Below are 25,507 nucleotides of genomic sequence, written 5' to 3'. Positions count from 1 at the left end.
AGGGCGTACGTGAGGGGGTGGGAAGGCTCAGCGCGAGGTGTCGAACACTTCGTCGCGCGTGGTGGCGAGCGCGCTCTCCAGCGCGCCGCGCAGGACGGGCCGGTGCGTCACCTCGCCGCTGACCAGCCGGGGACGGGACGCAGCCAGTTCGGCGAGCTCGGCCGCCACCCGGCCGCGCAGCGGTTCCCCGCCGCGCGCGATCAGCTCGCCGGACAGCACGACGACCTCGGGGTCCAGGACGGCGATCATGGAGGCGAGGCCGGTCGCCAGGCCGGTGGCGAACCGATCGAGCAGGCGGCCGTACGGCCCGCCCTCGCCCCGCTCCACCGCCGCGGCCGCCCGGCCCACCAGCCCGGCCGCGATCTCGTGATGGGTGCCCGGACCGCGGACGGCCTCGTCGTCGATGCCGAGCTCGCGGGCCAGCCTGGCGAGCACCTGCGCGCCCGCCAGCTCCTGGAAACCGCCCGCGTTCGCCTTGGTGACCTGGCGTACCAGCGGGGCGCCGGGCACCGGCAGGAAGCCGACCTCACCGGCGCCGCCGGTGAAACCGCGGTGCAGCCGGCCGTTGATGACGAGGGCGGCGCCGAGGCCCTCCTCGTTCCACAGCAGCACGAAGTCCTCGTGCCCCCGTGCCGCGCCGAGCCGCTGCTCGGCCACCGCGACGAGGTTCACGTCGTTCTCGTACTCCACGGGCATCGGCAGGAAGGCGGCCAGCTCGTCCAGCAGAGTGGGGGAGTGCCAGCCGGGCAGGTGGGAGGCGTACCGCAGCCGGCCCGTGCCCGGGTCGAAGGCTCCCGGAGTGCCGATGACGACCCGGTGCACGTCGGAGCGGGTCAGCCCCGCCTCCTTCACCGCCCCGTCCAGCGCCTCCGCGACCTGCCGGACCACGCTGTCGGCGCGCCGCCCCGGGGTCCGCAGCTCGAACTCGCCGACCGTCCCGCCCGTCACGTCGGCGACCGCGGCGACGATCCGGTGGGCGTTCACATCGAGCCCCGCCACGTGGGCGGCCGACGCGTTGACGGCGTACAGCTGCGCGTTGGGCCCGGGCCGTCCGGCGGCGGTCCCGGTCGCGACGACCAGCCCGGCGGCCTCCAGCCGGGCCAGCAGCTGGGAGGCGGTGGGCTTGGAGAGCCCGGTCAGCTTCCCGATCCGGGTCCGCGACAGGGGCCCGTGCTCCAGCAGCAGATCGAGGGCGGCGCGGTCGTTCATGGCGCGCAGAACGCGGGGGGTGCCCGGTGTGGTTCCGGCCATGTTCACTGCACCTGCCCTCTGTTAGGAAAGTTTCCTATTCGGTGAGAGGACCGTAGGGCGCACGCCACCGGGGCGTCAATGGCCGGGGGCGCGGTGGCAACCAAAGCGTTACCTGGGCGCAGGGCCGGGTCGTGGCACGGGTGAGGGGCACGCCGCCGACCTCGCGTCGTGCCCCTCATGGCCGGTGGCGCCGGCCGGCCCGTCAGGCCCGGGCCCCGCTGCCGCGCAGCAGGGCCGTGTACGCGCCCTCGGCCGCCCGCCCCGCGACGGTGCCGTCAGGAGCCAGGGCGAGGAAGGAACCGGTGTCCCCGTGGTGGATGATCCGTCCGTCGTAGACGACGGTCACGTGATCGGCCTCCTCGGCGAGGTCGGCGACGTCGTGCGTGGAGAGCAGCACCCGGATGTCGCCGGTCAGACCCGCGAGCATGTCGCGGAACACCCGCCGCTGGTACGGGTCGAGCCCGGCGGTCGGTTCGTCCAGCAGCAGGACGCGGGCGCCGTGCACGAGTGCGCCGGCCACCCCGACGCGTCGCAGCTGGCCCCCGGAGAGGCGGTCGCTGCGCTCGTTCATCCGGTCCGCGAGGTCGACCTGCGCGAGTGCCTGCCGGGCCCGCTTCCAGGCGTCCGGACGGCTCATGCCCTTGAGCCAGCCGATGTACGCGACGTACTCGCGCGCCGTGAGCCCGGGCATCGGGGTGATGTCCTGCGGCATCCACGCCACGTCCTGCCGGTACTGCCGCGTTCCCGCGGGGATCCCGTCGAGGTGGACGCTGCCGCGCTGGGGCTTCGTCACCGAGGCCGCGAGCTTCAGCAGGGTCGACTTCCCCGCGCCGTTGGGGCCGAGCAGGATGGAGAGTCCGTCGGGGAGCGTGTAGTCGAAGTCCTGGAGGACCGGCTTGCGCCCACGCCGGTAGCGGTAGGTGCAGCGGGTGAGTTCGAGGGTCACGAGGCCTTCCTCGGGGCGAAGATCAGAACGGTGAGGCCGGCGGCGAACACCAGCAGGGAGACGATGGCCGCCGGGACGTCACGAGCCGCCTCCGGCACGATGGTCCACGCCCGGGGCACGTTGCCGCGGAAGCCGATGCCGACGACGAGGACGAGCCAGGCCACGGGGACCAGCACCGCGGAGGGGCCGAACACGGCGCGCCCGAGGAGAAGCAGCCCGGCCAGGAACAGCACGTTGCGGCCCGTGGCGGCGGCCTGCTGCGTATCGCTGACGGCGGCCACCAGCAGCGCACAGCAGAGTGCCGCGGCGGCCACCGCGGTGACGAGCAAGGCGTCGTACCTGGCCACGGGCCGCACCCCGGAATCCTCGGGGGCGGGCACCCGTGACTCCAGGAGGTGCATGAGGCAGGCGACGAGCGGTACGGGCACGAACACGGTCAGCGCGACCCGGGGAGTACCGACGATGCCGGGCAGGGCGACCTCGGTGTTCTGCACCGCGAGCAACGGGAGCAGGAAGACGGCCAGAGCCAGCGGGACGGTGATCCCCGCCCGTCGGGCACCGATCCACCACCTCACGCCGTGCTCCCCGTGGCGCTCTTGGAGCAGGAGTCGAGGTTGCTGCGGATCCAGGTCTTCTGCTCGGCGGGAGACTTGCTCAGCACCTCACGGACCTGGTCGTTCACCTGCTTCTCGATCTTCCGGCTCTCGGGTGTGATGCCTTCGCTCCTGCGGCGTTCCTGGTACATGTCGACCTGGCCGGTGCGAGTGGCGGCCCACAGCCACACCGAGTGGGCCCGGACGGCGGGGACCTCGGCGCAACGGAACTTCAGCGCGCGGACCATGACCTGGTAGCCGACCTGGTGCGGCCGGTTGGCCGACATGAGGCCCAGCCGCCACACCTGCTCACTGGTGCCGGCCGCGCCCGACCCGTTGTACAGGTCGTCGATCTGCCTGGGGGCGACGACGGGGACCCCGGCGGCACGCAGGGTGCTCAGCGCCTGAGAGGCCTCGCGCTGGCTGCGGTCGAGGCTCCCGGAGGCGATGCGCGGCACGCACACCCGGGGGTTGACGCCCGTGCAGTCGACGGGTGCCTGGCCGGTGGCCGTGGGAGGGTCGTGCGGCCAGTCCCGGGCGAGGTGCTGGGCACCGAGGACTCCGGCCGCGGCGACGCCGAGCGCGACCACACCGCGCAGCACCCGGGGCCCGAGCGGCAGCCACAGCAGCAGCAGGCCGACGGCCACGCCGCCCGCCATCAGGACGGGAACCGCGACGGACACGAACCGGGGGACCTCGCCGAAGCCGACGTCCGAGTACTGGCCGGAGACATGACGCAGCCAGTAGGGCTGTGTGCCTCGCGTGAAGTTGACCGCGATCCAGTCGACGACCGCGACCACGGGTGTGGCGATCAGGCGCGGCAGCACCGCACCGATGGCGAATCCGGCAATGGCGTGGGCGACGACTATCAGCATGCCCATCAAGGGCAGCCGCAGGGAGTCGAGGCTCGGGACGGTGCCCGTCCGTGCCAAAGAGATGGCCGGTGGCAGCAGCAGGGCGGCCCACGCGAGAATTACCACAGGAAGCAGCACGTTGGCCGCTACCCGGTAACGGCTTCTGGTGGGCAGGGATTCCCAGATGCGCGCCTGGCGGAGTCGCCCGCTTTCCCACACGGCGAGAGCGGCGGCAGCGGCATAGGCGAGTGCGTAGAGAACCACGAGTGGAGCCGCGATTATCGACGGAGACCAGTGGTGGTACTGACTTGGCGGTGCGGTTTCTGCTGACATGTAATAAAAGGCCGAAATCAGCAGAACGACGGGACCGGCCCAACGCGCACTGCTGCTTCTCAATGCGGTGGTGAATTTCATCGCGACTCACAGAGGATAAGGATGTGCCCCGGGGGCGCGGCTGCGGCCCCCGGGGCGGGAATCAGGTCAGCCGTCGGCCTTGGTGGTGTCGATGCTGACGCTGTTCACGGTGAGCTGCGGCCCGAAGGTCGAGCCCCCGATCTTCATGATCTTGAAGTATACGTCCTTCATTCCGGAGCCCAGATCGGTCCATTCGCCGTTGCTGGTACCGCCGTTGAAGCACGCGGTGAACGTCTTGTTGTCGTAGGAGTCGTCGCTCTGGAAGCTGATGTCGTGCCACATCTGTACGTCGGTGCTCTTCGTGACACCCGAGTCGGTGTGGCAGCCGGTGAACAGGATCTGGGAGTACAGCTCGTCGGACCAGCGGCGGGACTCGAAGGAAACGCTCGCGGCTGTGATGCTGCTCGACCAGTTCGCCTCGGCGGTGGGTGCGAGAACAAGAGCGATAACTGCGGCTGTGCCGGCTGTCATGGCTGCACGGGCAGAAAGCTTCACGAATCTTCCATTCTGGAATGCCATCCAGCACGAAAGGTGGAGCGTGCGCATGCGTCATTCCCACCCCCGTGCATGCGGGGATGCCCCCCTCGCAATGATCAAGACGATAACACCCGGGGAAAACGGCGGACAATGCTTTCTGACGTGCTCGTGAACGCGCTCCCTTGCAGGTGGGAGGGCGTGCGAAGCGTATCGTCGGACAGTGCGCGGGTATGCGGCTTTTGGCTCGCCCCGGATGCTCGGGCATATCGCACTTGGTCCGATGCGCGTAGATTTCGCAGATTATTCACACCGTGGGCTTCCCGCGTGCTCGTCGCGGAAGCATCGCGCGGTCCCCGTGCCGGATTCCCCACCGGGGGCGGGACATGTGCGAGGGGCACCCCGCAGACCTCGCGGGGTGCCCCTCGGCACGTGCTGATGAGCTACTTCGTGATGTTCGGCGTCGCCGGAGGGATCGGGGTCGTCGCCAGGGACTGGGGCGAGGTGGCCGAGGCGTACGCGGAGGGGGCGGCCATCGCGGCCGTCGGGTCGGCCGCCGAGGGTTCGTCCGGCTGCCCCGGAACGCCGCCGACCATGCGGATGCCCGCCTCGTCGAAGGCACGCTTGATGCGCCAGCGCAGCTCGCGCTCCACGCCCAGGGCCTTGCCCGGCATCGTCTTCGCGGTCACCCGGACCGTCATCGAGTCCAGCAGCACGCTGTCCAGGCCCAGGATCTCCACGGGGCCCCACAGGCGCTCGGTCCACGGGTCGTCCTTGGCCATCAGCTGGGCGGCCTCGGTGATCACCGCACGGACCCGGTCGAGGTCCTCCGTGGGGCGTACCTGCACATCGACGCCGGCGGTGGACCAGCCCTGGCTCAGGTTGCCGATCCGCTTCACCTCGCCGTTGCGCACGTACCAGATCTCGCCGTTGTCGCCGCGCAGCTTGGTGACCCGCAGGCCGACCTCGATGACCTCGCCGGAGGCGACGCCGGCGTCGATGGTGTCGCCGACGCCGTACTGGTCCTCCAGGATCATGAAGACGCCGGACAGGAAGTCGGTGACCAGGTTGCGCGCACCGAAGCCGAGCGCCACCCCGGCGACTCCCGCGGAGGCCAGCAGCGGCGCCAGATTGATCTCGAACGCACCCAGGATCATCAGGGCGGCCGTGCCGAGGATCAGGAACGAGGCAACCGAACGGAGTACGGAACCGATCGCCTCCGAGCGCTGCCGGCGCCGCTCCGCGTTGACCAGCAGGCCGCCGAGCGCGGTGCCCTCCACCGCCTGGGCGCTGCGGTTCATCCGCTCGATGAGCTTGGTCAGGGTGCGGCGGACGGCTATGCGCAACGCGATCGCGATGGCGGCGATGAGCACGATCCGCAGACCGGTGTTCAGCCAGGTGGACCAGTTCTGCTCCACCCAGCTCGCGGCGTTGCCGGCCTGCTTCGCGGCTTCGTCCAGCGAGCCACCGGGCTCGGGCGACGGTGCAGCGGCCAACAGGGCGGACAGGGACACGGCGAAACCTCCGGTTGGGCGAACGCTGAACGACCACACTAACGGGGCATCCGGAATGCTCCCTTGCCGTGAGGGAGGGGAGAGACGCGTCTCACCCGGCGAGGGCGACGAGGGAGGACCGGCCGGTGGTGGCGGCGCTGTGTGCGGGCGGTCTGTGGCCGATCGCACACCGCGCGCGCCCGCGGCGGCAGGCTCCCGAAGCGCCTGCTCCGGCGCGTCCCGGCGGCCGGGCGGCGGGGCCCGGAGAGAAAAATCCTTCCGGCCCGTTACGCGCACGTGGTGGCGCTCCGACCAGGCAGGAGGGGAGACTGAGACCGGATCGTCCCGGCGCGAGCCACGCGCCGCCGGCGTACAAGGAGGCGTCCACGTGCCGCATGTCCTGGTTCTCAACGCGTCGTACGAGCCACTCGGCGTCGTACCGCTCCGCCGCGCGCTCGTCCTCGTCCTCGAGAACAAGGCTGTCTGTCTCGAGGAGTCCGGGGCCTTCGTACACAGTGCCACCCGCGCCGTCCCGGCCCCCAGCGTCGTCCGCCTGAAGCGGTTCGTGCGCGTCCCCTACCGGGGGCCCGTCCCGCTGACCCGCCGGGCGCTCTTCGCCAGGGACGGGGGACGCTGCATGTACTGCGGCGCCGCCGCGACCAGCGTCGACCACGTCATTCCGCGCAGTCGCGGCGGGCAGCACGCCTGGGACAACGTGGTGGCGGCCTGCCGCCGCTGCAACCACGTCAAGGCCGACCGCCACCTGCCCGAGCTCGGCTGGCGGCTGCACCAGGAGCCCGCGCCGCCGACCGGGCTGGCCTGGCGGATCATCGGCACGGGACACCGCGACCCGCGCTGGCTGCCCTACCTGCAACCGTTCGGTGCGGACGACGCGATGGCCCGGATCGACGGCATCTCGGCCTGACGCCCAAGGCTTCCACCGGACCGGACCGGACCGGACCTGAGCGGACGGGAGCTGAGCGGACGGCTGGGCCCGCCCGGGCCCGGGCCTGTGCGGACGGCTCAGAGTCGGACCGTCGGACGGCTCAGGGCCGGACCGCCGGGGCGGATCAGGAGTGGGTTCGTCCGGACGGATCAGGCTCGGACAGCCGCTGGTCCGCGACCGCGTACGCCCGCACCGACCAGAGCGAGTAGCCGTACTCGGTGGCCCGCCCGTCGCCCTGGACCCGGATGAAACGGGTGTCCTTCGCGTCCATCCGGACCGATTCGCGCCCGCCCCCGCCGTCGCGGACGGTGGCGGCCGTGCGCCAGGTGCTGCCGTCCGCGGAGACCTGTATGCGGTAGCGGGAGGCGTACGCGTCCTGCCAGTCCAGCACCACCTGGCCGACCCGGGCCGGGGCGGGCAGTTCGGCCTGCCACCAGGCGCCGTCCTCGGCCGGCGAGGACCAGCGGGTCTTCGGGTCGCCGTCCGAGGCGTAAGCAGCCGGGAAGTCCGGGGTCTCGTCACCCGAAGAGGTGGCGGTGGCCGCACGCAGCAGGTCCGGGCCCGCCGTGCGGGGGAACGCCCGGACGGTCAGGGTCGTCTCCTCGGTCCCGAAGGAGAACGGCACCTCGTACTCGCCCGCCGGGGTGCCCGCCGGGACGGTGATCTCCACGGGCACCTCCGTACGGGAGCCGCGCGGCACGGTCGTGTGCTTCGGCACCCGCACCTTGATGCCCCTGGGCGCCTTCGCGGTCAGCGCGCCGCGCACCTCGGCCGGGCGGCGCGCGGAGAGCCGGGCCCCGATCCGCGACGGTCCGCCGCCGATCTCGGCATCCGTCTCGCCCCGCGCGAGAGCGAGCCGAGCGGGGGGCTCGTCGCCGAACCACGGCACCAGCGAGCGCACCCGGGGGGCCGTGCCGGCGGACGGCGCGGTGCCCGCGAGCGGGGGGATGATCAGGGGCGGTGCGCCGGTGACCGCCGGGGTGGCGGTCGGCCAGCTGACCCGGACCGCGTCCGCCCGCACCCCTTGACCCGGCGCCTGGGTCCAGCCCCGCGCCGACAGGGTGCCGAGGCTCCGCCAGCCCTCGCCGGGCACATGCGCCTGGACGGTCGCGCCCGACACCGTCGCGTCCTCGCCGGGCACCGTCATCGCGGTGACGGTCTCCAGCGGCCGCACCCGGCCGAACCGCACCGTGTAGCTGCCCGCGGCCTCGGTCACCGTGCCGTTGCGCCGGTCCGCCCCCGTCCAGGCGGCGGCCTCCTTGCGCACCCGCTCGAAGAACGGGCCGAGCACTCCCTTGCCGACCGTCGCGCCGCCCGTCCTCACGGCCTTCAGCGCCGGTTCCAGGGCCAGCGAGGACTCCCAGGCGCTCGCCCCGTCGTCGCGCGCCTGGGCCTGGAGCAGATCCACGGCCAGCTCGCCCGCCCGGCCGTAACGGGCCAACTGCTCGCTCCACGGACGCACTTCGTCGTCGAGCCGCCCGTCGGCCAGTCCGGCCAGGCGCTGGGGGGTCTCGCGCATCACCGTGAACGCGGCCCGCAGCCGGCGCGCCGCCGCGTCGCGCGCCGGGGCGCCGTCCGCCGTACGGGACGTCCAGAACGCGGCGAACAACGGCCGCAGATAAGCCGATTCGTCACCGCCCAGCACCGAACCCGCGCTGTTGCCCGCCAGCGCGCGCAGCGCGTCCCCGCTGCGGGCGTCGCCGCCCGCGAGATCGTCCAGGGCCGCCTGCCAGGACTCCTGGGGCTGGTACCCCCTCGGGTTCCAGGCGAAGTCGGCGGCGGTGAACAGGGGGATCCGGGACGCGGACGGCTGCTCCATCGCGTTGGCCAGCAGCGCCGCCGAACCGCTGGCGACCGCCGGGTCCCGGCCGGTGTACGGGCCCAGGAAGATCCGGTCCTGCGCGTAGTCGTTGACCGGGTAGTTGTCCATCGTGACCAGCGGATGACGGAACGTGGAGCGGGCGCCGGCCAGCTCGCCGCCGGTGATGGTTCGCGGGACGACGCCGACACCGGTCCAGGCGACCTGCACCCGCTCGTCGAGCTCCTTCGCGAGCGCGGTGCGGTAGTCCGTCGCCCCGTCCTGGAAGAACTCCGTCGGCATCATGGACAGCGGCTCGGAGCCCGGATGACGCTCCGCGTGATGCCGCGCCACCGCGCTCACGACCCGGGCCTGCGCCCTGGCCGCCGCCTCGGGGCCCCTGCCGAAGGTGTCCGCGTCCGCCGAGCAGTGCCACTCGCTGTAGCTGACGTCCTGGAACTGCACCTGGAAGACCCGGAACCCCAGCGCCCACATGGCGTCGATCTTCTTGGTCAGCGCCTTCACGTCGCGGTCCGAGGACAGGCACATGGACTGGCCCGGAGCCACCGCCCAGCCGAGCGTCACATGCTCGGCGGCGGCCCGTTCGGCCAGCGCGCGGAACTCGGCACGCCGCTCGGCGGGGTACGGCTCCCGCCAGCGGGCCTGCCGGTACGGGTCGTCGCCGGCCGCGTAGAGGTAGCGGTTCTGCTTCGTGCGCCCCATGAAGGCGAGCTGGGCGAGCCGTTCCTCGTGGGACCAGGGCCGGCCGTAGAAGCCCTCGGTCATCCCGCGCACGGCGCCGGCCGGCCAGTCCCGGACGGTGACGCCGGCGATCCGGCCGCCCGAGGTCAGCTGACGCAGCGTCTGCGCCGCGTGGAACAGGCCGTCCTCGCCGAGGCCGTCCACCGCGACGGTGTCCCGGCCCGCGACCCGGCCGACCGCGATCCGGTAGCCGCCCGACGGGAGATCGGCACGGTCGGGCGCACGCAGCGTGCGGAGCGCGTCCACGGCCCCGTCCCCGCCGAACCGGATCACGGGTCCGCCGCCGGGCAGCGCCTCGTGGACGGACCGGCCACCCGCGTCGCGCAGCACCTGGCGCAGTGCCTCGACCGCGGAGGGGTCTGCCCCGTCGCCGGCGACGAGCGTCACCTCGCCGGAGAGCGGGACCGAGGCCCCGGACACCTTGATGCTCTGGGGCCGCGGCCACACGGCGGGCGGCGCGGCGTCGTCGTGGCGGTCCCGTGCGGAGACGGCGGGGGCGCCAGGGGCTGAAGGGGCGGCGACGGCGGCCGGGACTCCCGCGGAGAGCAGACCGCCGAGCACAGCCACGGCGACGGCCGTCGCGTGCTTCCTGCGCCTGAGCCGCATCCCTGTCTCCCTCGCTCCCGCCGGTGGGCTCAGAGCCCACCACCCGCGCGCGAGGGTGTCAATGCGCGGGCCCACTCTGGGGTGAATGCCCGATATGGCCACTCTGGTGACGGGTCTGGCACGGGCGTCGGTCCGCGCGAAAGATGGCGTCGCATGGCCGAAACGAGCGGACGTCTTGCGGATAATCGGCCTTCGGGGAACGGATTGTGACCCCGGGCACGTTGAACTCGTTGTCATAACGCCTACGTCTGCGGCCGCGTCCCGCTGGGTAGGTCTGCTGTGTCCTGTTCCCCACGGCCAGGAGGCCACCATGCCCGCCGCAGCGCAGCTTCTGCTCTCCGCCCTGTCCAAACAGGCACCGGGTCCCGCCCCGTTCATCAGCGCGCCCCCGGCCACCCTCAGCACGCCCGGCCCGCTCACGAGCGAAGGCCCGCTGGCCGACGCCATACCCCTGACCAGCGAGCCCCCGCTCGCCGACGCCACACCTCTGACCAGCGAACCCCCGCTCGCCGTCCTCGCCCCGCTGACCAGCGAGCCGGCTTCTTCCGGCAGCGCTCGGGGCATGGAGTCCCCAGGAGTCTGAATGGGTTTGACCCGGCTCGCCGCACTGCACGGCGTCGCCACCTCCTTCTCCCCTTCCGCCGGCGTCACGGTGCCCGTCCCCGAGGGCACGGTCGTCGATGTGCTCGCCGCGCTCGGTGTGGACGCCGCCACGCCGGAAGCGGTGCGCGAGGCGCTCGCCGCCGCCGAGTCCGCCGCCGAATCCCGGCTCCTCCCGGCCACGGTGGTGGTGTGGACGGGGGAACCTCTGCCCCCGGCCCTGACCGCGCTGCCGCCCGGCACGGAGCTGACGGTCCGTCCGGAAGAGCCCACGGCGACCCCGCCGACCCCGATGCGCGTCCGACCCACGGGTACGGTTCCGGCCGTTTCCGGGCCTGGGGGCGCAGGGGGCGCCGGAAGGGCGGGCGCCGAACAGCCCGACCCCGGATCGCACGGCGGGGCCGCCCCCGCACCGACCGCCTCCGCCTCCTCCGCCTCCGCGCCGCACGCCTCCGGACCGTCCGCCTCCGCGCCGCACGCTCCCGCACCGACCGCCTCCGCACCGTCCGCCCCCGCCGCGCCCGGCTGGTGGACCGAGCCGCCGCTGGGTGTGCACCGGCTGACCGTCAGGCCCCCGGGCGGACCGGCCGCGGCCTGCACACTCGTGGTCGCCCCGGCCCGGGTCCCGCAGCCGCCCGGACGCACCCACGGCTTCCTCGTCCAGCTCTACTCCCTGCTCTCCGCCCGCTCCTGGGGCATGGGCGACCTCGGCGACCTCGCCGACCTCGCCTCCTGGTCCGGGCGCTCCCTCGGCGCCGGCTTCGTCCAGGTCAACCCGCTGCACGCCGCGGTCCTCGGCACCCCCACCGACCCCTCGCCCTACCGCCCGTCCTCGCGGCGCTTCCCCGACCCCGTGCACCTGCACATCGAGTCCGTCCCGGAATACGGGCACGCGCCCGACCCGGCCGCCCTCGACGAGCTGCGCCGCCGGGCCGCGCAGCTCAGCGACGCCGTGCTGAACAAGGGCGCCCTGATCGACCGGGACGCCGTCTGGGCGCTCAAACGGCAGGCCCTCGGCCTCCTCGCCGGCGTGCCCCTCACCCCCGGCCGCCGCGCCGCCTACTGTGACTTCCTCGCCGAGCAGGGACAGGCGCTGGAGGACCACGCCCTGTGGTGCGCCCTCGCCGAAGTGCACGGCTCCGACTGGCACACCTGGCCGGCCGGTCTGCGCGACCCCCGCTCCAAGGAGACCGCCCGCGCCCGCACCGAACTGCTGGACCGGGTCGACTTCCACTGCCGGCTCGCCTGGCTGACCGACGCCCAGCTCGCCGCCGCCCAGCGTGCCGCGAAGGACGCCGGGATGGCCGTCGGGATCGTCCACGACCTGGCCGTGGGCGTGCACCCCGGCGGGGCCGACACCTGGGCCCAGCAGGACGCCTTCGCCCACGGCATGTCCGTCGGCGCGCCCCCGGACGCCTTCAACGCCCGCGGCCAGGACTGGGGGTTGCCGCCCTGGAGACCCGACGCGCTCGCCGCGTCCGGCTACGCCCCGTACCGGGGACTGCTGCGCGGGCTCCTCGCCCACGCCGGGGCCCTGCGCATCGACCACGTCATGGGCCTGTTCCGGCTCTGGTGGGTGCCCGAGGGGCGCCCGCCCACCGAGGGCACCTACGTCAGCCACGACGCGGAGGCGATGCTCGCCGTCCTCGTCCTGGAGGCCCACCGCGCCGGGGCCGTCGTCATAGGGGAGGACCTCGGCACCGTGGAGCCGGGCGTCCGGGAGGCGCTCGCCCGACGCGGCGTCCTCGGCACCTCCGTGCTCTGGTTCGAGCGCGACTGGTCGGGGACCGGCCGCCCGCTCGCCCCCGAGCAGTGGCGCGAGGACTGCCTGGCCACCGCCACCACCCACGACCTGCCGTCCACCGCCGCCCGGCTGACCGGCGACCACGTGACGCTGCGCCACCGCCTCGGCCTGCTCACCCGCTCGCTGGCGGAGGAGCGCACAGAGGACGGCGCCGACCGGGCGGAGTGGCTCGGTCTGCTCTCCCGCCTCGGCCTGCTCCCCGAGGGCGGCGACGACGAGGAGGCCGCCGTCCGCGCCGTCCACCGCTTCCTGCTGCGCACCCCCGCCCGCATGGCAGGGGTCTGGCTCCCGGACACGATCGGCGACCGCCGCCCGCAGAACCTGCCGGGCACCTGGGACCAGTACCCCAACTGGCGGCTGCCCATCGCCGACGCCGAGGGCCATCCGGTCACCCTGGAGGAACTGGCCGCCTCACCCCGGCTGCACCGTCTGATGGAGGTCCTCAGGCCCGCTCCCAAGCCGCCGGGGACCCGTACGGCACCCCCGGGCGAGCGGCGCTCATAGGCGTTCGCTACGTTTGCACCGTGGACAAGAAGAACGCTATGCGCGCCGGCGCCGTCGCTGCCGGAACGACGCTGATGATGCTGCTGATGTCGTCCCCCGCGCTCGCGCTCACCCGCGACGACGGCGACGACCCGGGTTCCGGCCTGAGCGTGATCGACACGATCGGGCTGTACGTCGTGGCCCCCATCGTCCTGTTCGCGGTCATCGCGGGCCTGGTCATGGTCCTCGACAAGTCGAAGAAGCAGGTCTAGTCCCCGCCCAGGAACTCGGGGGTGCGCCGCCGGTACCGAGGTACCGCGCGGCGCACTCGCATGTCCGGACGCGGAAGGACGCGAACGGACGCGGCTTTGGACCCCGAGGGAGCAGCCGGCCCCCGTCCCCCGCGACCGGGTAGGTTCCGGCCATGACCGAGTGGGACGTCAAGAAGCTCCGCATCCTGCGCACCCTGCGCGACCGCGGCACCGTCACCGCGGCCGCCGAAGCGCTGGTGATGACCCCTTCGGCCGTCTCCCAGCAGCTCTCCAACCTCTCCCGGCAACTCGGCGTACCGCTGCTGGAGGCCCAGGGCCGGCGCGTGCGCCTGACCGACGCGGCCCATCTGGTGCTGCGCCACGCCGAGGCGGTCTTCGCCCAACTCGAGCGGGCCGACGCCGAACTGACCGGGTATCTGCACGGCGAGGCGGGCGAGGTGCGGATCGCGGCGTTCGCCACCGCCGTGCCCGCCCTGGTCGTCCCGGCCGTGCAGGCCCTGCGTGACGGGGACCGCCCGGGGCCGGACGTGCGGGTCCGGGAGGCGGAGGCGGCGCAGGCGTACGAACTCCTCGTCGCGGGCGAGGCGGACCTGGCCCTCTCCCTGGCCGCCCACGCCCCGACCGCCCACGACCCCCGGTTCACCGTGCTGCCGCTGCTCGCCGATCCCCTGGACGTGGCCCTGCCGGCCGGCCACCGGCTCTCCGCCGCCCCCGGCCTGCGGCTGGCGGACCTCTCCGCCGAGCCGTGGATCTTCGGCGGCTCGGGTCCCTGGTCGGAGATCACCACGGCCGCGTGCGAGGCCGCGGGCTTCGTCCCGGAACAGGCGCACAGCGCCTCCGGCTGGACCTCGATCCTCGCCATGGTGGAGGCGGGCATGGGCATCGCCCTGATCCCGCGCATGGCGTCGGCCGAACGGCAGGCCCGGGACGGTGTCGTGATGAGGGTCCTGGAAGCGGACCGGCCCCGCCGCCACGTGGTGGCCGCCGTCCGGCAGGGCGCGGAGGACGGGCCGGCGGTGGCCCGGGTCCTCACGGCACTGCGCGAGGCGGCCGAACCGTTCAGTCGGACTTAACAATCCATGCGAAAACTTTCGATGGACCTAACACCTCCGCTCGTACGACAGTGACCGCATGACCTTCGGACAGAATGAGAACCACCACGACGATCCCCACGCCAACGACGCGGCCCCGTACGGCGGCGGTGACCCGTATGCCGACTACCGCACCGCCGACCTCCCCTTCACCGAGCTGGTCGACCTCGCCGACCGCCGTCTCGGCGCGGGCGTGATCGCCGCCAACGACGAGTTCTTCGCCGAGCGCGAGAACCTCCTGGCCCGGGAGCGTGCCGCGTTCGACCCCGAACACTTCGGCCACAAGGGCAAGATCATGGACGGCTGGGAGACCCGCCGCCGGCGCGGCGCGGACGCCGCCCACCCGTTCCCCGCCCCGGAGGAGCACGACTGGGCCCTGATCCGGCTCGGTGCCCCCGGCATCATCCGCGGCATCGTCGTCGACACCGCGCACTTCCGCGGCAACTACCCGCAGCGCGTCTCGGTCCAGGCGACGTCCGTCAAGGGCTCGCCCGGCCCCGCCGAGCTCCTCGCCGACGACGTGAAGTGGGAGGAGATCGTCCCGCCCACCCCCGTACGCGGTCACGCCGCCAACGGCTTCGAGATCACCGGCGGACGCCGCTACACCCACCTCCGCCTCTGCCAGCACCCCGACGGCGGCATCGCCCGCCTCCGGGTGCACGGTGAGGTGGTCCCCGACCCGTCGTGGCTCGCGACGCTCGGCACGTTCGACCTGGTCTCGGTCCTGAACGGCGGCAGTTACGAGGACGCCTCGGACCGCTTCTACTCCTCGCCGACCCAGATCATCCTGCCCGGCACCTCCCGCAAGATGGACGAGGGCTGGGAGAACCGCCGCCGCCGCGTCCGCGACACCAACGACTGGGTCCGCTTCCGGCTGCCCGCCCAGGGCGCGGTCCGCGCGGTCGAGATCGACACCGCCTGCCTCAAGGGCAACGCGGCCGGCTGGATCGCCCTCCAGGGCCGCAACGGCGAGACCGGCGAGTGGTTCGAGATCATCCCGCGCACCAGGCTCCAGCCCGACACCCCGCACCGCTTCCCGCTCCGCGCCCAGGCCGTGGTCACCCACGTCCGCCTCGACGCCTTCCCCGACGGCGGCGTGGCCAGGATGCGCCTGCACGGCTCGCTGACGGAATCCGGAGCGGCCGAACTGGCCCGCCGGTACGAGGAGTCGGGCGCGTAACCGGCGGTTCCCAGGCTCCCGCCCGGCGGACGGCTGCGCCGAAGCGCCCGCCCGCCGGGCGGTTTCCACGCCCGGAGGCACGAACGCGAAGGGGCGCCCCCGAAGGAGGCGCCCCTCACCTGTGCGTCGGTGTGGCAGCTACGCGGTGGCGGCCGCAGCGTCCGCGGCCCGGGCCTTCAGCGCCCGCTCCACGCCCGACCGGGACTCCGAGATCAGCCGGCGCAGCGCGGCGCCCGGCTCGGCCGAGGCCAGCCAGGCGTCCGTGGCGTCCAGGGTCTCCTGCGAGACCTGGAGCGCCGGGTAGAGGCCGATGGCCACCTGCTGCGCCATCTCGTGGCTCCGCGACTCCCAGACGTCACCCACCGCGGCGAAGAACTTCTCCGTGTACGGGGCCAGCAGTTCGCGCTGGTCGGTCTGGACGAACCCGCCGATGACCGCCTCCTGGAGGGAGTTCGGCAGCTTGTCGGACTCGACGACCGAGGCCCAGGCCTCCGCCTTCGCCTCCGCCGAGGGCCGCGCCGCACGGGCGGCCGCCGCGTGGCGCTCGCCCGCCGCCGTCCGGTCGCGCGCGTACTCCGCGTCGATCTCCTCGTCGTCCAGCAGCCCCGTGGCGGCCAGCCGCTCGACGAAGGCCCAGCGCAGCTCGGTGTCGACGGCCAGGCCCTCGATCGCCTCGGTGCCGTCGAGCAGCGCCTGCAGCAGGTCGAGCTGCTGAGGGTTGCGGGCCGTGGCCGCGAAGGCGCGGGCCCAGGCCAGCTGGTGGTCGCTGCCCGGCTCCGCCGCGCGCAGGTGCGCGAGCGTCGCCTCGGTCCACTGGGTCAGACCGGCCTCGCGCCACTCCGGCGCCGCGTACAGGTCCAGCGCCGTCTTCACCTGGCGGTGCAGCGACTGCACGACGCCGATGTCCGACTCCTTGCCCACCCCGGACAGGACGAGCGAGAGGTAGTCGCGCGTGGCCAGTTCGCCGTCGCGGGTCATGTCCCAGGCGGACGCCCAGCACAGGGCGCGCGGCAGCGACTCGGTGAAGTCGCCCAGGTGCTCCGTGACGACCCGCAGCGACTCCTCGTCAAGGCGGACCTTCGCGTACGAGAGGTCGTCGTCGTTGAGGAGGATGACGGCGGGACGCGCCGTGCCGGCCGGGAAGGGCACGGTGGTGCGCTCGCCTTCGACGTCCAGCTCGATCCGGTCCGTACGGACCAGCTTGCCGGACGCGTCGAGGTCGTAGCAGCCGATGGCGATGCGGTGCGGCCGCAGCGTCGGCTCGCCCTTCGCTCCCGCCGGCAGCGCCGGGGCCTCCTGCAGGACGGTGAACGAGGTGACGTGGCCGTTCGCGTCCGTCTCGATCTCCGGGCGCAGGATGTTGATCCCGGCCGTCTCCAGCCACGCCTTCGACCAGGTCTTCAGGTCGCGTCCGGAGGTCTCCTCCAGCGCACCCAGCAGGTCGGACAGGCGCGTGTTGCCGAACGCGTGCGCCTTGAAGTACGCCTGGACGCCCTGGAAGAAGGCGTCCATGCCGACGTACGCCACCAGCTGCTTCAGGACAGAGGCGCCCTTGGCGTAGGTGATGCCGTCGAAGTTGACCAGGACGTCGTCCAGGTCACGGATGTCCGCCATGATCGGGTGCGTCGACGGCAGCTGGTCCTGGCGGTACGCCCACGTCTTCATGGAGTTGGCGAACGTGGTCCAGGAGTGCGGCCACTGCGACCCGTCGGCGTACGCCAGGCAGGCGATCGACGTGTAGGTGGCGAACGACTCGTTCAGCCACAGGTCGTTCCACCACTCCATGGTGACGAGGTCGCCGAACCACATGTGGGCCAGCTCGTGCAGGACCGTCTCGGCCCGCGTCTCGTACGCCGCGTCCGTCACCTTCGAGCGGAAGACGTACTGGTCGCGGATGGTGACCGCGCCCGCGTTCTCCATCGCGCCCGCGTTGAACTCCGGGACGAAGAGCTGGTCGTACTTGGCGAAGGGGTACGCGTAGTCGAACTTCTCCTGGAACCAGTCGAAGCCCAGCCGCGTCACGTCGAAGATCGCGTCCGCGTCGAGGTACTCGGCCAGCGAGGGACGGCAGTAGATGCCGAGCGGGACGGTCTGGCCGTCCTTCTCGTAACTGCTGTGCACCGAGTGGTACGGGCCGGCGATCAGAGCGGTGATGTACGTGGAGATGCGCGGCGTCGGCTCGAACGACCACACGTCGTCCTCGGGCTCCGGCGTCGGCGAGTTGGAGATCACGGTCCAGCCGGAGGGGGCCTTCACGGTGAACCGGAAGGTCGCCTTCAGGTCCGGCTGCTCGAAGCTCGCGAAGACGCGGCGCGCGTCCGGGACCTCGAACTGGGTGTACAGGTAAGCCTGTTCGTCGACCGGGTCGACGAAGCGGTGCAGGCCCTCGCCCGTGTTGGTGTACGAGCAGTCGGCGACGACCTTCAGCTCGTTGGCGCCCGCCGCCAGGTGCGGCAGCGTGATGCGGGAGTCACGGAACACGGCCGCGACGTCCAGGGCCTTGCCGTTCAGCTCCACCTCGTGGACCGCCGGGGCGACCAGGTCGATGAAGGTCTCCGCACCGGCTTCGGCGGAGTCGAAGCGCACGGTGGTGACGGACCGGTAGGTCCCGCCCTCCTGCGCTCCGGAGAGGTCGAGATCGATCTCGTACGCGTCCACGGTCAGCAGGCGCGCCCGCTCCTGTGCCTCTTCGCGGGTCAGATTCGTGCCAGGCACGCGGTCATCTCCTTGATCTGTGATGTTTCCGGTCATCCTTCCACGTGACCGGGGCCAGGGCGATGTCCGTTTTCCGCCGGACGACGCCGCGGGGGCGGCCCATCCTCGTCTTATGACCCGTTACGAACCACGCGCGATCGATCCGGCCGCGCTGAAGGAACTCCGCGAGACCGACGACGCGGGACGCGCCTGCGTCCCGTACACCGCCACGGACGCGGGCGACCCCCTGCGCTGCTGCCTGCGCGGGAACGAGGTGGGGGAGCGGATCGCCCTCGTCTCGTACGCGCCGCTGCGGCGCTGGGCGGCCGCGACGTGGGCCCGCCCCGGGGCGTACGACGAGCAGGGCCCGGTCTTCATCCACGCCGAGGACTGCGAGGGGCCCGCGGCCGACGGGCCCGGCTACCCGTTCTCGCGGGCGGGCGCGCTGCGGACGGTCCGGCGCTACAACGCGGAGGGCCACATCGTGGGCGGCCGGCTGATGGAGATCCCGGCGGACGGGGAACGGGGGTACGACGAGGCGTTCGAGGAGGCCTTCGCCGATCCGGAGGTGGCGCTGGTGCACGTGCGGGCCGTGGAGTACGGCTGCTGGCACTTCGAGGTACGGCGCCCCTGAGCGCTCCCGGAGCCCCGGTTTCGGGAGGGGGCGGGCGGGGGAGAGCACCGCTCAGCGGTGCCGCCCCCCGGCACTCCGCCCGCCCCCGCCGCGTCAGCCCGCGAGCTCGGCCGCGACCAGCTCCGCGATCTGCACCGCGTTGAGCGCGGCGCCCTTGCGCAGGTTGTCGTTGGAGACGAACAGCGCCAGTCCGTGCTCCACGGTCTCGTCGACCCGGATCCGTCCGACGAAGGACGCGTCCTGGCCGGCCGCCTGGAGCGGGGTGGGGATCTCCGAGAGCTCGACGCCCGGCGCGTCCTTCAGCAGCTCGTACGCGCGCTCCACGCTGATCGGACGGGCGAAGCGGGCGTTGACCTGGAGCGAGTGGCCGGAGAAGACCGGGACGCGGACGCAGGTCCCGGACACCTTCAGCTCCGGGATCTCCAGGATCTTGCGGGACTCGTTGCGGAGCTTCTGCTCCTCGTCCGTCTCGAAGGACCCGTCGTCGACGATCGAGCCGGCCAGCGGCAGTACGTTGAAGGCGATGGGGCGCTTGTAGACGCCGGGCTCGGGGAAGTCGACCGCGGAGCCGTCGTGCGTGAGCTTGTCGGCCTCGGCGACGACCTTGGACGCCTGGCCGTGCAGCTCGGCCACACCGGCCAGTCCGGAGCCGGACACCGCCTGGTACGTGGCGACGGTCAGGGTCTCCAGGCCGGCCTCGTCGTGCAGCGGGCGCAGCACGGGCATGGCGGCCATCGTGGTGCAGTTCGGGTTGGCGATGATGCCCTTGGGGCGGTCGGCGATCGCGTGGGCGTTGACCTCGGAGACGACCAGCGGGACCTCGGGGTCCTTGCGCCAGGCGGAGGAGTTGTCGATCACGACGGCGCCCTGCGAGGCCACCTTCTCGGCCAGCGCCTTCGAGGTCGCCCCGCCGGCCGAGAACAGCACGATGTCCAGGCCCGTGTAGTCGGCCGTGGAGGCGTCCTCGACGGTGATGTCCCGGCCCTGCCACTCGATCGTCGAACCCGCCGAGCGCGCGGAGGCGAACAGCCGCAGCTCGTCGGCCGGGAACTTCCGCTCGGCCAGGATGCTGCGCATGACTGTGCCTACCTGACCGGTGGCGCCGACGATTCCGACCTTCACGGGGACTCCTTCACACGTACGAACGGGCACGGTTGCCCTCCATGATGCGTCTGTCCACGGCTTCCTTGTCCAATCCATTGTCCGACCTGCGGACGGAGGCCGGACGGCCGGCGGACGGGGAGCGGACGCTCGGCGGGCAGCACCGTGGGGCGGGCGCCCGTTGCGCGCCCGCCCCACTGTCGTACGCATCACATGCCTACGGCGACGCCGTTACGGCGTGACCTTCTGGATCACGACGCTTCCGGTGCCCGCGGCGGTGCCGTGTGCGTTCACCAGCTGGACCTCGCCGAAGAACTGCCGACCCTCGGGGGCCGCACCGGCGACCGCGACCTCGGCGCCGACCTGGGCCGACGCGCCGGGGGCCAGGTTCACGGCCTTCGACTCGTCGACGTTGATCGCACCGAGCGACGGCGAGTAGTACACGTCGCGGTAGTCGTACTCGGTCGTGCCGGCCGGCACGTCGTAGCCCTCGATGACGACCTTGTACGTGCCCGCGGCGGGCTTCACCAGACTGACGGACTCCTCGGAGCCTGCCGTCGTGGAGGCGCCCACCTGAGCGGTGCCCTTGTAGACGTACAGGTCCAGGTCGGCGTTGGCGTCGGAGGTGCCGCCGATGGCGACGTCCAGCTTCTCGACGCCCGCACCGATGGTGACCTCCTTCACGTACGTGCCGCCCGTGGAGATCGACGGACGCTCGACGTCGGCCGAGCCCAGCGAGCCGCCCTTGAGCTTGCCCGTCAGGGCGCCGGCGTTGTTGGTGACCGTCCAGTCCACCGCGGCCGGGGTGCCGATCTTCGCCTCGGCGATGGTCTGCACCGCCGGGTCGAAGGTCGCGCCGAGCAGCGAGACATCCAGCTTGTACGGGTTGTCCAGCAGCGGCGACGTACGCCGGGCCTCGACCTCGATCTCCCAGACACCGGGCTGCGGGTCGGCGTACGAGCGCACGTCGGGGCGGCAGGTGTTGGCCGGGTTCTCGTAGTTCGGGTAGCAGTAGGGCGTCCCGCTGTCCTCCACCTGCACCCCGTACGGGTGGATGGAGATGAAGCGGGTCTGGCTGCCCGAGCGCAGGGCGCTCATGGCGACCTCGAGGGTCTTGGCGCCCTCCGGCACGTTCACGAAGTACGAGGTGGTGCTGTTGCGCTGCACCGAGCCGGACGCCGTGTACGCGTAGGCCGGCTCCACCAGGTCCTTGGCGACGACGACCGTCGTCAGGATCTGCTGGTCCACACCGGAGGTCTTCGCGTCGTCGAGCTGCAGGATCGCGCTGTGCACGCCCGCGCTGCCCGGCTTCGCCTGGACCTTGACCGTCACCGGCTTGCCCAGCGGCAGCGAGACGGTGTCCGGGCCGGTCAGGCGGAAGGTGCCGTCGTCGTACTTCCAGGACAGCTTGTGCTTGACGTCCTTGTCCGGGCCCGTGGTGCGGGTGACCGTGACGTCGTAGGACTTCTTCTGGCCGGCCTTGAGGCCGCCCTCGCGGTCGTACAGGCCGGTGCCGAAGCCCGGGGTCTTCAGCGCGAAGTCGATCGCGGTGTCGACCGGGGCCTTGACCGTGTACTCGTGCGCCGGGGCGCCCTTCTTCTCGATCTGCTTCCAGGCGCCGATGATGTTGATCAGACCGGCGCCCTGGGCGTGCGCGGGCACTCCCTTGATCCGGGTGGCGGTGCTGGTCAGCGCGGTGCGCAGATCGGCCGGGGGCAGCTCGATGTGCTTCTGCTTCGCGGCGGACAGCAGCAGCGCGGTCGCGCCGGCGGCCTGCGGGGAGGCCATCGACGTGCCCTGGAGCATGGAGTAGCCGGCCGGCAGGGAGTAGCCCGACTCCTTGACCGGACCCCCGGGCAGCCAGGTCTGCGTCGAGTTGATCGACGCGCCGGGGGCCGTCAGGGTCGGCGCGAAGCCGCCGTCCTCACGCGGACCGCGCGAGGAGAACGGCATCATGTCGTACTTCTTGGTGACGCCGGAGCCGTAGTTCGAGGCCCAGGTCTCCTTGGAGATGGACGCGCCGACCGAGATGACGTGGTCGGCGAGACCGGGGTCTCCGATGGTGTTGACGCCCGGACCGTCGTTGCCGGCCGAGATGACCAGCTGGACGCCGTAGATGTCGATGAGCCGCTTGTACAGCTCCGAGCGGGCGTTGTTGCCGTCGTTGAGCGGCGGCAGACCGCCGATCGACATGTTGACGACGTCGACGCCGCGGTTCACGACGAGGTCGATCATGCCCTCGGTGAGCGCGATGTTGGTGCAGCCGCCGGACCAGGAGCAGGCGCGCGAGGAGACGATCTTCGCGCCGGGCGCGGCCCCGCTCATCCGGCCGCCGAACAGGCCGTTCGCGGAGGTGATGCCCGCGACGTGCGTGCCGTGCTCGGACTCGATGACGCCGATGCTGACGTAGTCGGAGGTGTCGCCCGCCGCGTTGTACACGACCTTCTTGCGGGTCTCCACGACGAACGGGATGCGCTCGACGACGTCCGTCCGCGGGTCGTCCTGACCGAAGTAGGAGACCTGGTGCTTCTCCTTGTACGGCTCCAGGACGGCGTCGTCGGAGAAGTCGGCGTTGCCGTTGAGGTCCACCCGGGTGGTGCCGGTGACCGGGTCGTACAGGACGCCCCACGCGTCGGTGGTGTCACCGTCGCGGTTGAGGTCGCCCGCCATGTCGCCGCCCTTGGTGGCGGCTTCCTTGAACACGCTGATCCGGTACGAACCCGCCGGGGCCGCATAGGTGCGGCCGCCGTAGGTGAACGTCGGGCCGGACACGGCGTCCGTCATCCGCAGCCAGGTGCCGTCGTTGTCGCTCACCGGGTCGGTGGCCGTCACCCAGTCGGTGATCTTGCGCTCACCGGTGGTGGTCTTCTGCAGCGCCGGGTGGCCGAGGTCGACACCCGAGTCGAGGATGCCGATGGTCACGCCGCGGCCGTCGGCCTTCGGGTGCTGCTTGACGAAGTCGACCGCACCCGTCTCGAAGGACGGGTTGTACGGGTTCTTCGCCGGGGTCGACTTCCCGGGCGCCGGGTAGGTCCCCGTCGACTTCGCCGCTGCCCGGCTGCCGGCCGCCCGGTCGCCCGAGGGCGTCGGGTCGTCCAGCACGATCTCCTGCTTGAGATCGATGCCGTGCACGGAGGACAGCTTGGAGGCCGCCTTGATGGCGGCCTCGGCGCCCGCGGTGGGCACGGTGGCCCGCACGTAGCCGAGCTTGTCGTACGCACGCCCCAGCACGGAGCCCTTGACGGCGTCCAGTTGCGCGGTGACCTGCTCGGTCGCCCCGGGAGCGGTGGCGACCATCATCGTGATGTTCTTCTCGCCCTTGGCCTCGGCCTTGGCGAGAACGTCGGCGTCAGCCGTGCCGAGCTTGTCCGCCCGGCTGTTGCCGGCGGACTTGACGGGGGTGGTGGCCGGGTCGTCGGCCGCGAAGACGGGGGCGACGCCGGTGGCGGCCAGGGCGGCCACCAGTCCGGCGGCGGCCGCGACGCGGGCCACGCGTCTCGCCCCGGGTATGGGACTGGGGGATTCGGAGGTCATCAGCATCCCTGTATGTGAAAGAGAGAGTCCGGAAATCGGTACCGGATGACCGCTCACCCTTTCGTAAATGACAGGGGTTTGTGGAGACTTGTGAGAGGCGAGTTGCGGACATGGCGGACTTCCGCCAAGGGGGCCGAAGCGTCACGCGGGACGAAACGGTGGATACGTGAGGGGCGGGGCGTCTCACGGGCTCATCGCGGCAGGATCATCACGTACGCGGCGGGTTCGCGGTCGGCCGCCGCCATCAACGCCGTCCGGACCACGGCCGCCTGCTGCTCCCGCGTGTCCCGAAGCTTCCTCGGTGTCAGGTGGACGACGGTGACGCCCAGCCGCTCCAGGTGCTCGCGCCGCGCGGCGTACGCGGACCACTCGGCCTCGTGCTCCTCCTGGCGGCGGTCGTCGTCGAGCCGGCTGTGGCGCGGCGACCTGGTGTCCAGCTCCACGGCGACCGCCTCCTCGGGCCAGTAGGCGTCGACGGCGCCCAGGTGCGGGCCGCCGGGCAGCCGCAGGTCCACGTTCCACAGCGGCTCCGGGAGGCCGTGGGTGCGCACCATGTCGTACAGCCGCTCCTCCGCCAGGGCCCGGCCCTCGGCGAGCAGTGAGTCCACGGCGTTCACGACCTGGGGGCGGTCGAGCACCTTGGCGCGGTTCAGTTCCCCGACGACGACCGCGGGTTCGCAGTGGCCGCCGCGGACCGCCTCGGTGAGCAGCCGGCGCACGGTGTGGGCGTCCGCCAGTCCGACCACGGCGTCCGCCAGGGCGCGGGCCACCGGCGCCACCGGCGTCCCGTCCAGCCACTCCGGCCGCGGCAGCCGGGAACCGCGCACCAGGCGCACGTACCGGACCGAGCGCAGCCGGCGGTTGCGGGGCACCAGCACATCGACGCGGTCCAGGGAGACGGCGGGCGGCGCGGCGGCGAAGCCGTGCAGCGCGAGCGCGGCCAGTCCGGTGATCATCGCCTCGCCGTACCCGGGGTCCTCCGTGCCGGCCGGCTGCGCGGGAACACCCCGCCGGCCGGAGGCCGGAGGCCGTCCCGCGTACAGCAGGGCGGAGCGCAGCCGCTCCCGGCCGCTGAGCGGCCCCGGGTGCAGGACGAAGACGCCGGGCAACGGCTGCTGCCAGGACCCGCCGGTCCGGCACCGCTCGGCGGCCTGCGCGGGGGAGACTCCGCGATCCTTCAACTGGGCTGTCGTCAGGACGCGTTGACGGACCTCGGAGGTGATGCGGAGGTCACAGGAGGAGGGCGGGGTGTTCTGGTTCATGCTCCGGTGTATCCCGCTCACGGCCGGGGCCTTAACCCCTGTTACAGGTCCGTCGACATTCCAGGACAACGCCGTTCTAAAGTACGCATGTTCGACAACCGAAAAGGACGGACCCGCCGGGAATGACGAACCCCCGCCGGGGGCGCACCACGCCCCACGAGCGCCGCCCCGCAACGGAGCGCGCCGCCCCACCGCGCGGTCACCGCGCCCGCGGTGGGTTCACCGTCCCACCGCACGGCTCACCGCGCCGACGCGCGGCCGCGCCAGGCATGGCCGACGACCCCACGCAGCCCGTCCGGCGTTTGAGGACGGAACCGTTGCGGGGGGTGCCGGGCGGCGCAGCGAGCCGGTGACGCCGGACGGGCGGTCCGGCCCCCAGCCGGTGCGGCGGCCAGCCGGACCGCACTTGGCGAACCCAGCCGTGCGGCGGTCAGCCGGTTCCGCCTTCGGTAACCCAGCTCGTGCGGCAGGCGGCCGGCCCGCACTCGGCCTCCCCAGCCCGTCCGGCGTTTGAGGACGGAACCGTTGCGGGGGGTGCCGGGCGCCTCAGTGGGCCGGTGACGCCGGACGGGCGGTCCGGCCGCCAGCCGGTGCGGCGGCCAGCCGGCCCACCCTCGGCGAACCCAGCCCGTGCCGGCAGGCTGCCGGCCGCACTCGGCGTACCCAGCCTGTCCGGCGTTTGAGGACGGAACCGTTGCGGGGGGTGCCGGGCGGC

The 25,507-nt window shown here is 72.6% G+C and carries 18 protein-coding genes; 7 read left to right on the top strand and 11 right to left on the bottom strand.

Annotation, left to right across the window (positions count from 1 at the left end; genetic code table 11):
* Positions 1-27 precede the first annotated feature (27 nt).
* The 6 genes from E6R60_RS05560 to E6R60_RS05535 all read right to left on the bottom strand — a co-directional run bounded on the left by E6R60_RS05560 (position 28) and on the right by E6R60_RS05535 (position 6,046).
* On the bottom strand, positions 28-1,251 hold the full coding sequence (locus E6R60_RS05560) for an ROK family transcriptional regulator (protein WP_136325270.1): 1,224 nt from the start codon (positions 1,249-1,251) through the stop codon (positions 28-30).
* Positions 1,252-1,453: 202 nt separating this feature from the next.
* The gene (locus E6R60_RS05555; RefSeq protein WP_136325269.1) at positions 1,454-2,197 is read right to left on the bottom strand and encodes an ATP-binding cassette domain-containing protein; all 744 of its coding nucleotides are present in this window, start codon (positions 2,195-2,197) and stop codon (positions 1,454-1,456) included.
* Complete coding sequence (locus E6R60_RS05550) at positions 2,194-2,772, bottom strand: hypothetical protein (protein WP_136325268.1); 579 nt, start codon at positions 2,770-2,772, stop codon at positions 2,194-2,196. Before E6R60_RS05550 ends, E6R60_RS05555 begins: the two co-directional genes overlap by 4 nt.
* Positions 2,769-3,908, bottom strand: coding sequence for a hypothetical protein (locus tag E6R60_RS05545; protein WP_136325267.1), 1,140 nt, complete (start codon positions 3,906-3,908; stop codon positions 2,769-2,771). The genes E6R60_RS05550 and E6R60_RS05545 overlap by 4 nt, the downstream gene beginning before the upstream one ends.
* Before the next feature lie 216 nt (positions 3,909-4,124).
* Positions 4,125-4,529 (bottom strand): hypothetical protein, encoded by a 405-nt coding sequence (locus E6R60_RS05540; RefSeq protein WP_136325266.1) that lies wholly within the window; start codon positions 4,527-4,529, stop codon positions 4,125-4,127.
* Positions 4,530-4,975: 446 nt separating this feature from the next.
* Complete coding sequence (locus E6R60_RS05535; RefSeq protein ID WP_136325265.1) at positions 4,976-6,046, bottom strand: mechanosensitive ion channel family protein; 1,071 nt, start codon at positions 6,044-6,046, stop codon at positions 4,976-4,978.
* 367 nt (positions 6,047-6,413) lie between these two features.
* Here E6R60_RS05535 and E6R60_RS05530 point away from each other — a divergent pair, with 367 nt between their 5' ends.
* The gene (locus E6R60_RS05530) at positions 6,414-6,950 is read left to right on the top strand and encodes an HNH endonuclease (protein ID WP_136325264.1); all 537 of its coding nucleotides are present in this window, start codon (positions 6,414-6,416) and stop codon (positions 6,948-6,950) included.
* A 145-nt stretch (positions 6,951-7,095) separates the two neighbouring features.
* On the opposite strand, the gene E6R60_RS05525 is transcribed toward E6R60_RS05530, so the two are convergent.
* Positions 7,096-10,137: a beta-N-acetylglucosaminidase domain-containing protein gene (locus E6R60_RS05525; RefSeq protein WP_136325263.1), complete on the bottom strand. Its 3,042-nt coding sequence runs from the start codon at positions 10,135-10,137 to the stop codon at positions 7,096-7,098.
* A gap of 310 nt (positions 10,138-10,447) precedes the next feature.
* On the opposite strand from E6R60_RS05525, the gene E6R60_RS05520 reads away from it, so the two are divergent.
* The 5 genes from E6R60_RS05520 (at position 10,448) to alc (ending at position 15,567) form a co-directional block, all read left to right on the top strand.
* Positions 10,448-10,720, top strand: a complete 273-nt coding sequence (locus tag E6R60_RS05520; protein WP_136325262.1) for a hypothetical protein — start codon at positions 10,448-10,450, stop codon at positions 10,718-10,720.
* Positions 10,721-13,045, top strand: a complete 2,325-nt coding sequence (gene malQ / locus E6R60_RS05515; RefSeq protein ID WP_136325261.1) for a 4-alpha-glucanotransferase — start codon at positions 10,721-10,723, stop codon at positions 13,043-13,045. It begins immediately after the preceding gene.
* A 38-nt stretch (positions 13,046-13,083) separates the two neighbouring features.
* Positions 13,084-13,296, top strand: a complete 213-nt coding sequence (locus E6R60_RS05510; RefSeq protein ID WP_136325558.1) for a hypothetical protein — start codon at positions 13,084-13,086, stop codon at positions 13,294-13,296.
* A 152-nt stretch (positions 13,297-13,448) separates the two neighbouring features.
* Positions 13,449-14,369, top strand: coding sequence for a LysR family transcriptional regulator (locus tag E6R60_RS05505; RefSeq protein WP_136325260.1), 921 nt, complete (start codon positions 13,449-13,451; stop codon positions 14,367-14,369).
* Between the two features lie 58 nt (positions 14,370-14,427).
* Positions 14,428-15,567: an allantoicase gene (gene alc, locus E6R60_RS05500; protein ID WP_136325259.1), complete on the top strand. Its 1,140-nt coding sequence runs from the start codon at positions 14,428-14,430 to the stop codon at positions 15,565-15,567.
* Between the two features lie 138 nt (positions 15,568-15,705).
* Here alc and pepN read toward each other — a convergent pair whose 3' ends face one another.
* Positions 15,706-18,282: an aminopeptidase N gene (gene pepN, locus E6R60_RS05495; RefSeq protein WP_136325258.1), complete on the bottom strand. Its 2,577-nt coding sequence runs from the start codon at positions 18,280-18,282 to the stop codon at positions 15,706-15,708.
* A 112-nt stretch (positions 18,283-18,394) separates the two neighbouring features.
* On the opposite strand from pepN, the gene E6R60_RS05490 reads away from it, so the two are divergent.
* Positions 18,395-18,895 carry a DUF1203 domain-containing protein gene (locus tag E6R60_RS05490; RefSeq protein WP_136325257.1) on the top strand — a complete coding sequence of 167 codons (501 nt, stop codon included), beginning with the start codon at positions 18,395-18,397 and terminating at the stop codon, positions 18,893-18,895.
* A 93-nt stretch (positions 18,896-18,988) separates the two neighbouring features.
* Here E6R60_RS05490 and E6R60_RS05485 read toward each other — a convergent pair whose 3' ends face one another.
* The 3 genes from E6R60_RS05485 to E6R60_RS05475 form a co-directional block, all read right to left on the bottom strand.
* Positions 18,989-20,017, bottom strand: coding sequence for an aspartate-semialdehyde dehydrogenase (locus E6R60_RS05485; RefSeq protein ID WP_136325256.1), 1,029 nt, complete (start codon positions 20,015-20,017; stop codon positions 18,989-18,991).
* A 210-nt stretch (positions 20,018-20,227) separates the two neighbouring features.
* The gene (locus tag E6R60_RS05480; protein WP_206309319.1) at positions 20,228-23,536 is read right to left on the bottom strand and encodes a S8 family serine peptidase; all 3,309 of its coding nucleotides are present in this window, start codon (positions 23,534-23,536) and stop codon (positions 20,228-20,230) included.
* A gap of 185 nt (positions 23,537-23,721) precedes the next feature.
* Positions 23,722-24,792: a hypothetical protein gene (locus tag E6R60_RS05475; RefSeq protein ID WP_136325254.1), complete on the bottom strand. Its 1,071-nt coding sequence runs from the start codon at positions 24,790-24,792 to the stop codon at positions 23,722-23,724.
* Positions 24,793-25,507: the final 715 nt, after the last annotated feature.

The organism is Streptomyces sp. A0642 (assembly GCF_004795105.1).
Taxonomy (GTDB): Bacteria; Actinomycetota; Actinomycetes; order Streptomycetales; family Streptomycetaceae; genus Streptomyces.
The sequence above is the reverse complement of the archived record's forward strand: the minus strand, read 5'-3'. Positions and strand labels throughout refer to the sequence as shown.

Coding starts and splice junctions, on each gene's coding strand:
- E6R60_RS05560 (WP_136325270.1), bottom strand. CDS start 1,251: ATGGCCGGAACCACACCGGGCACCCCCCGCGTTCTGCGCGCCATGAAC.
- E6R60_RS05540 (WP_136325266.1), bottom strand. CDS start 4,529: ATGACAGCCGGCACAGCCGCAGTTATCGCTCTTGTTCTCGCACCCACC.
- E6R60_RS05525 (WP_136325263.1), bottom strand. CDS start 10,137: ATGCGGCTCAGGCGCAGGAAGCACGCGACGGCCGTCGCCGTGGCTGTG.
- E6R60_RS05520 (WP_136325262.1), top strand. CDS start 10,448: ATGCCCGCCGCAGCGCAGCTTCTGCTCTCCGCCCTGTCCAAACAGGCA.
- malQ (WP_136325261.1), top strand. CDS start 10,721: ATGGGTTTGACCCGGCTCGCCGCACTGCACGGCGTCGCCACCTCCTTC.
- E6R60_RS05510 (WP_136325558.1), top strand. CDS start 13,084: ATGCGCGCCGGCGCCGTCGCTGCCGGAACGACGCTGATGATGCTGCTG.
- E6R60_RS05505 (WP_136325260.1), top strand. CDS start 13,449: ATGACCGAGTGGGACGTCAAGAAGCTCCGCATCCTGCGCACCCTGCGC.
- alc (WP_136325259.1), top strand. CDS start 14,428: ATGACCTTCGGACAGAATGAGAACCACCACGACGATCCCCACGCCAAC.
- E6R60_RS05490 (WP_136325257.1), top strand. CDS start 18,395: ATGACCCGTTACGAACCACGCGCGATCGATCCGGCCGCGCTGAAGGAA.
- E6R60_RS05480 (WP_206309319.1), bottom strand. CDS start 23,536: ATGCTGATGACCTCCGAATCCCCCAGTCCCATACCCGGGGCGAGACGC.
- E6R60_RS05475 (WP_136325254.1), bottom strand. CDS start 24,792: ATGAACCAGAACACCCCGCCCTCCTCCTGTGACCTCCGCATCACCTCC.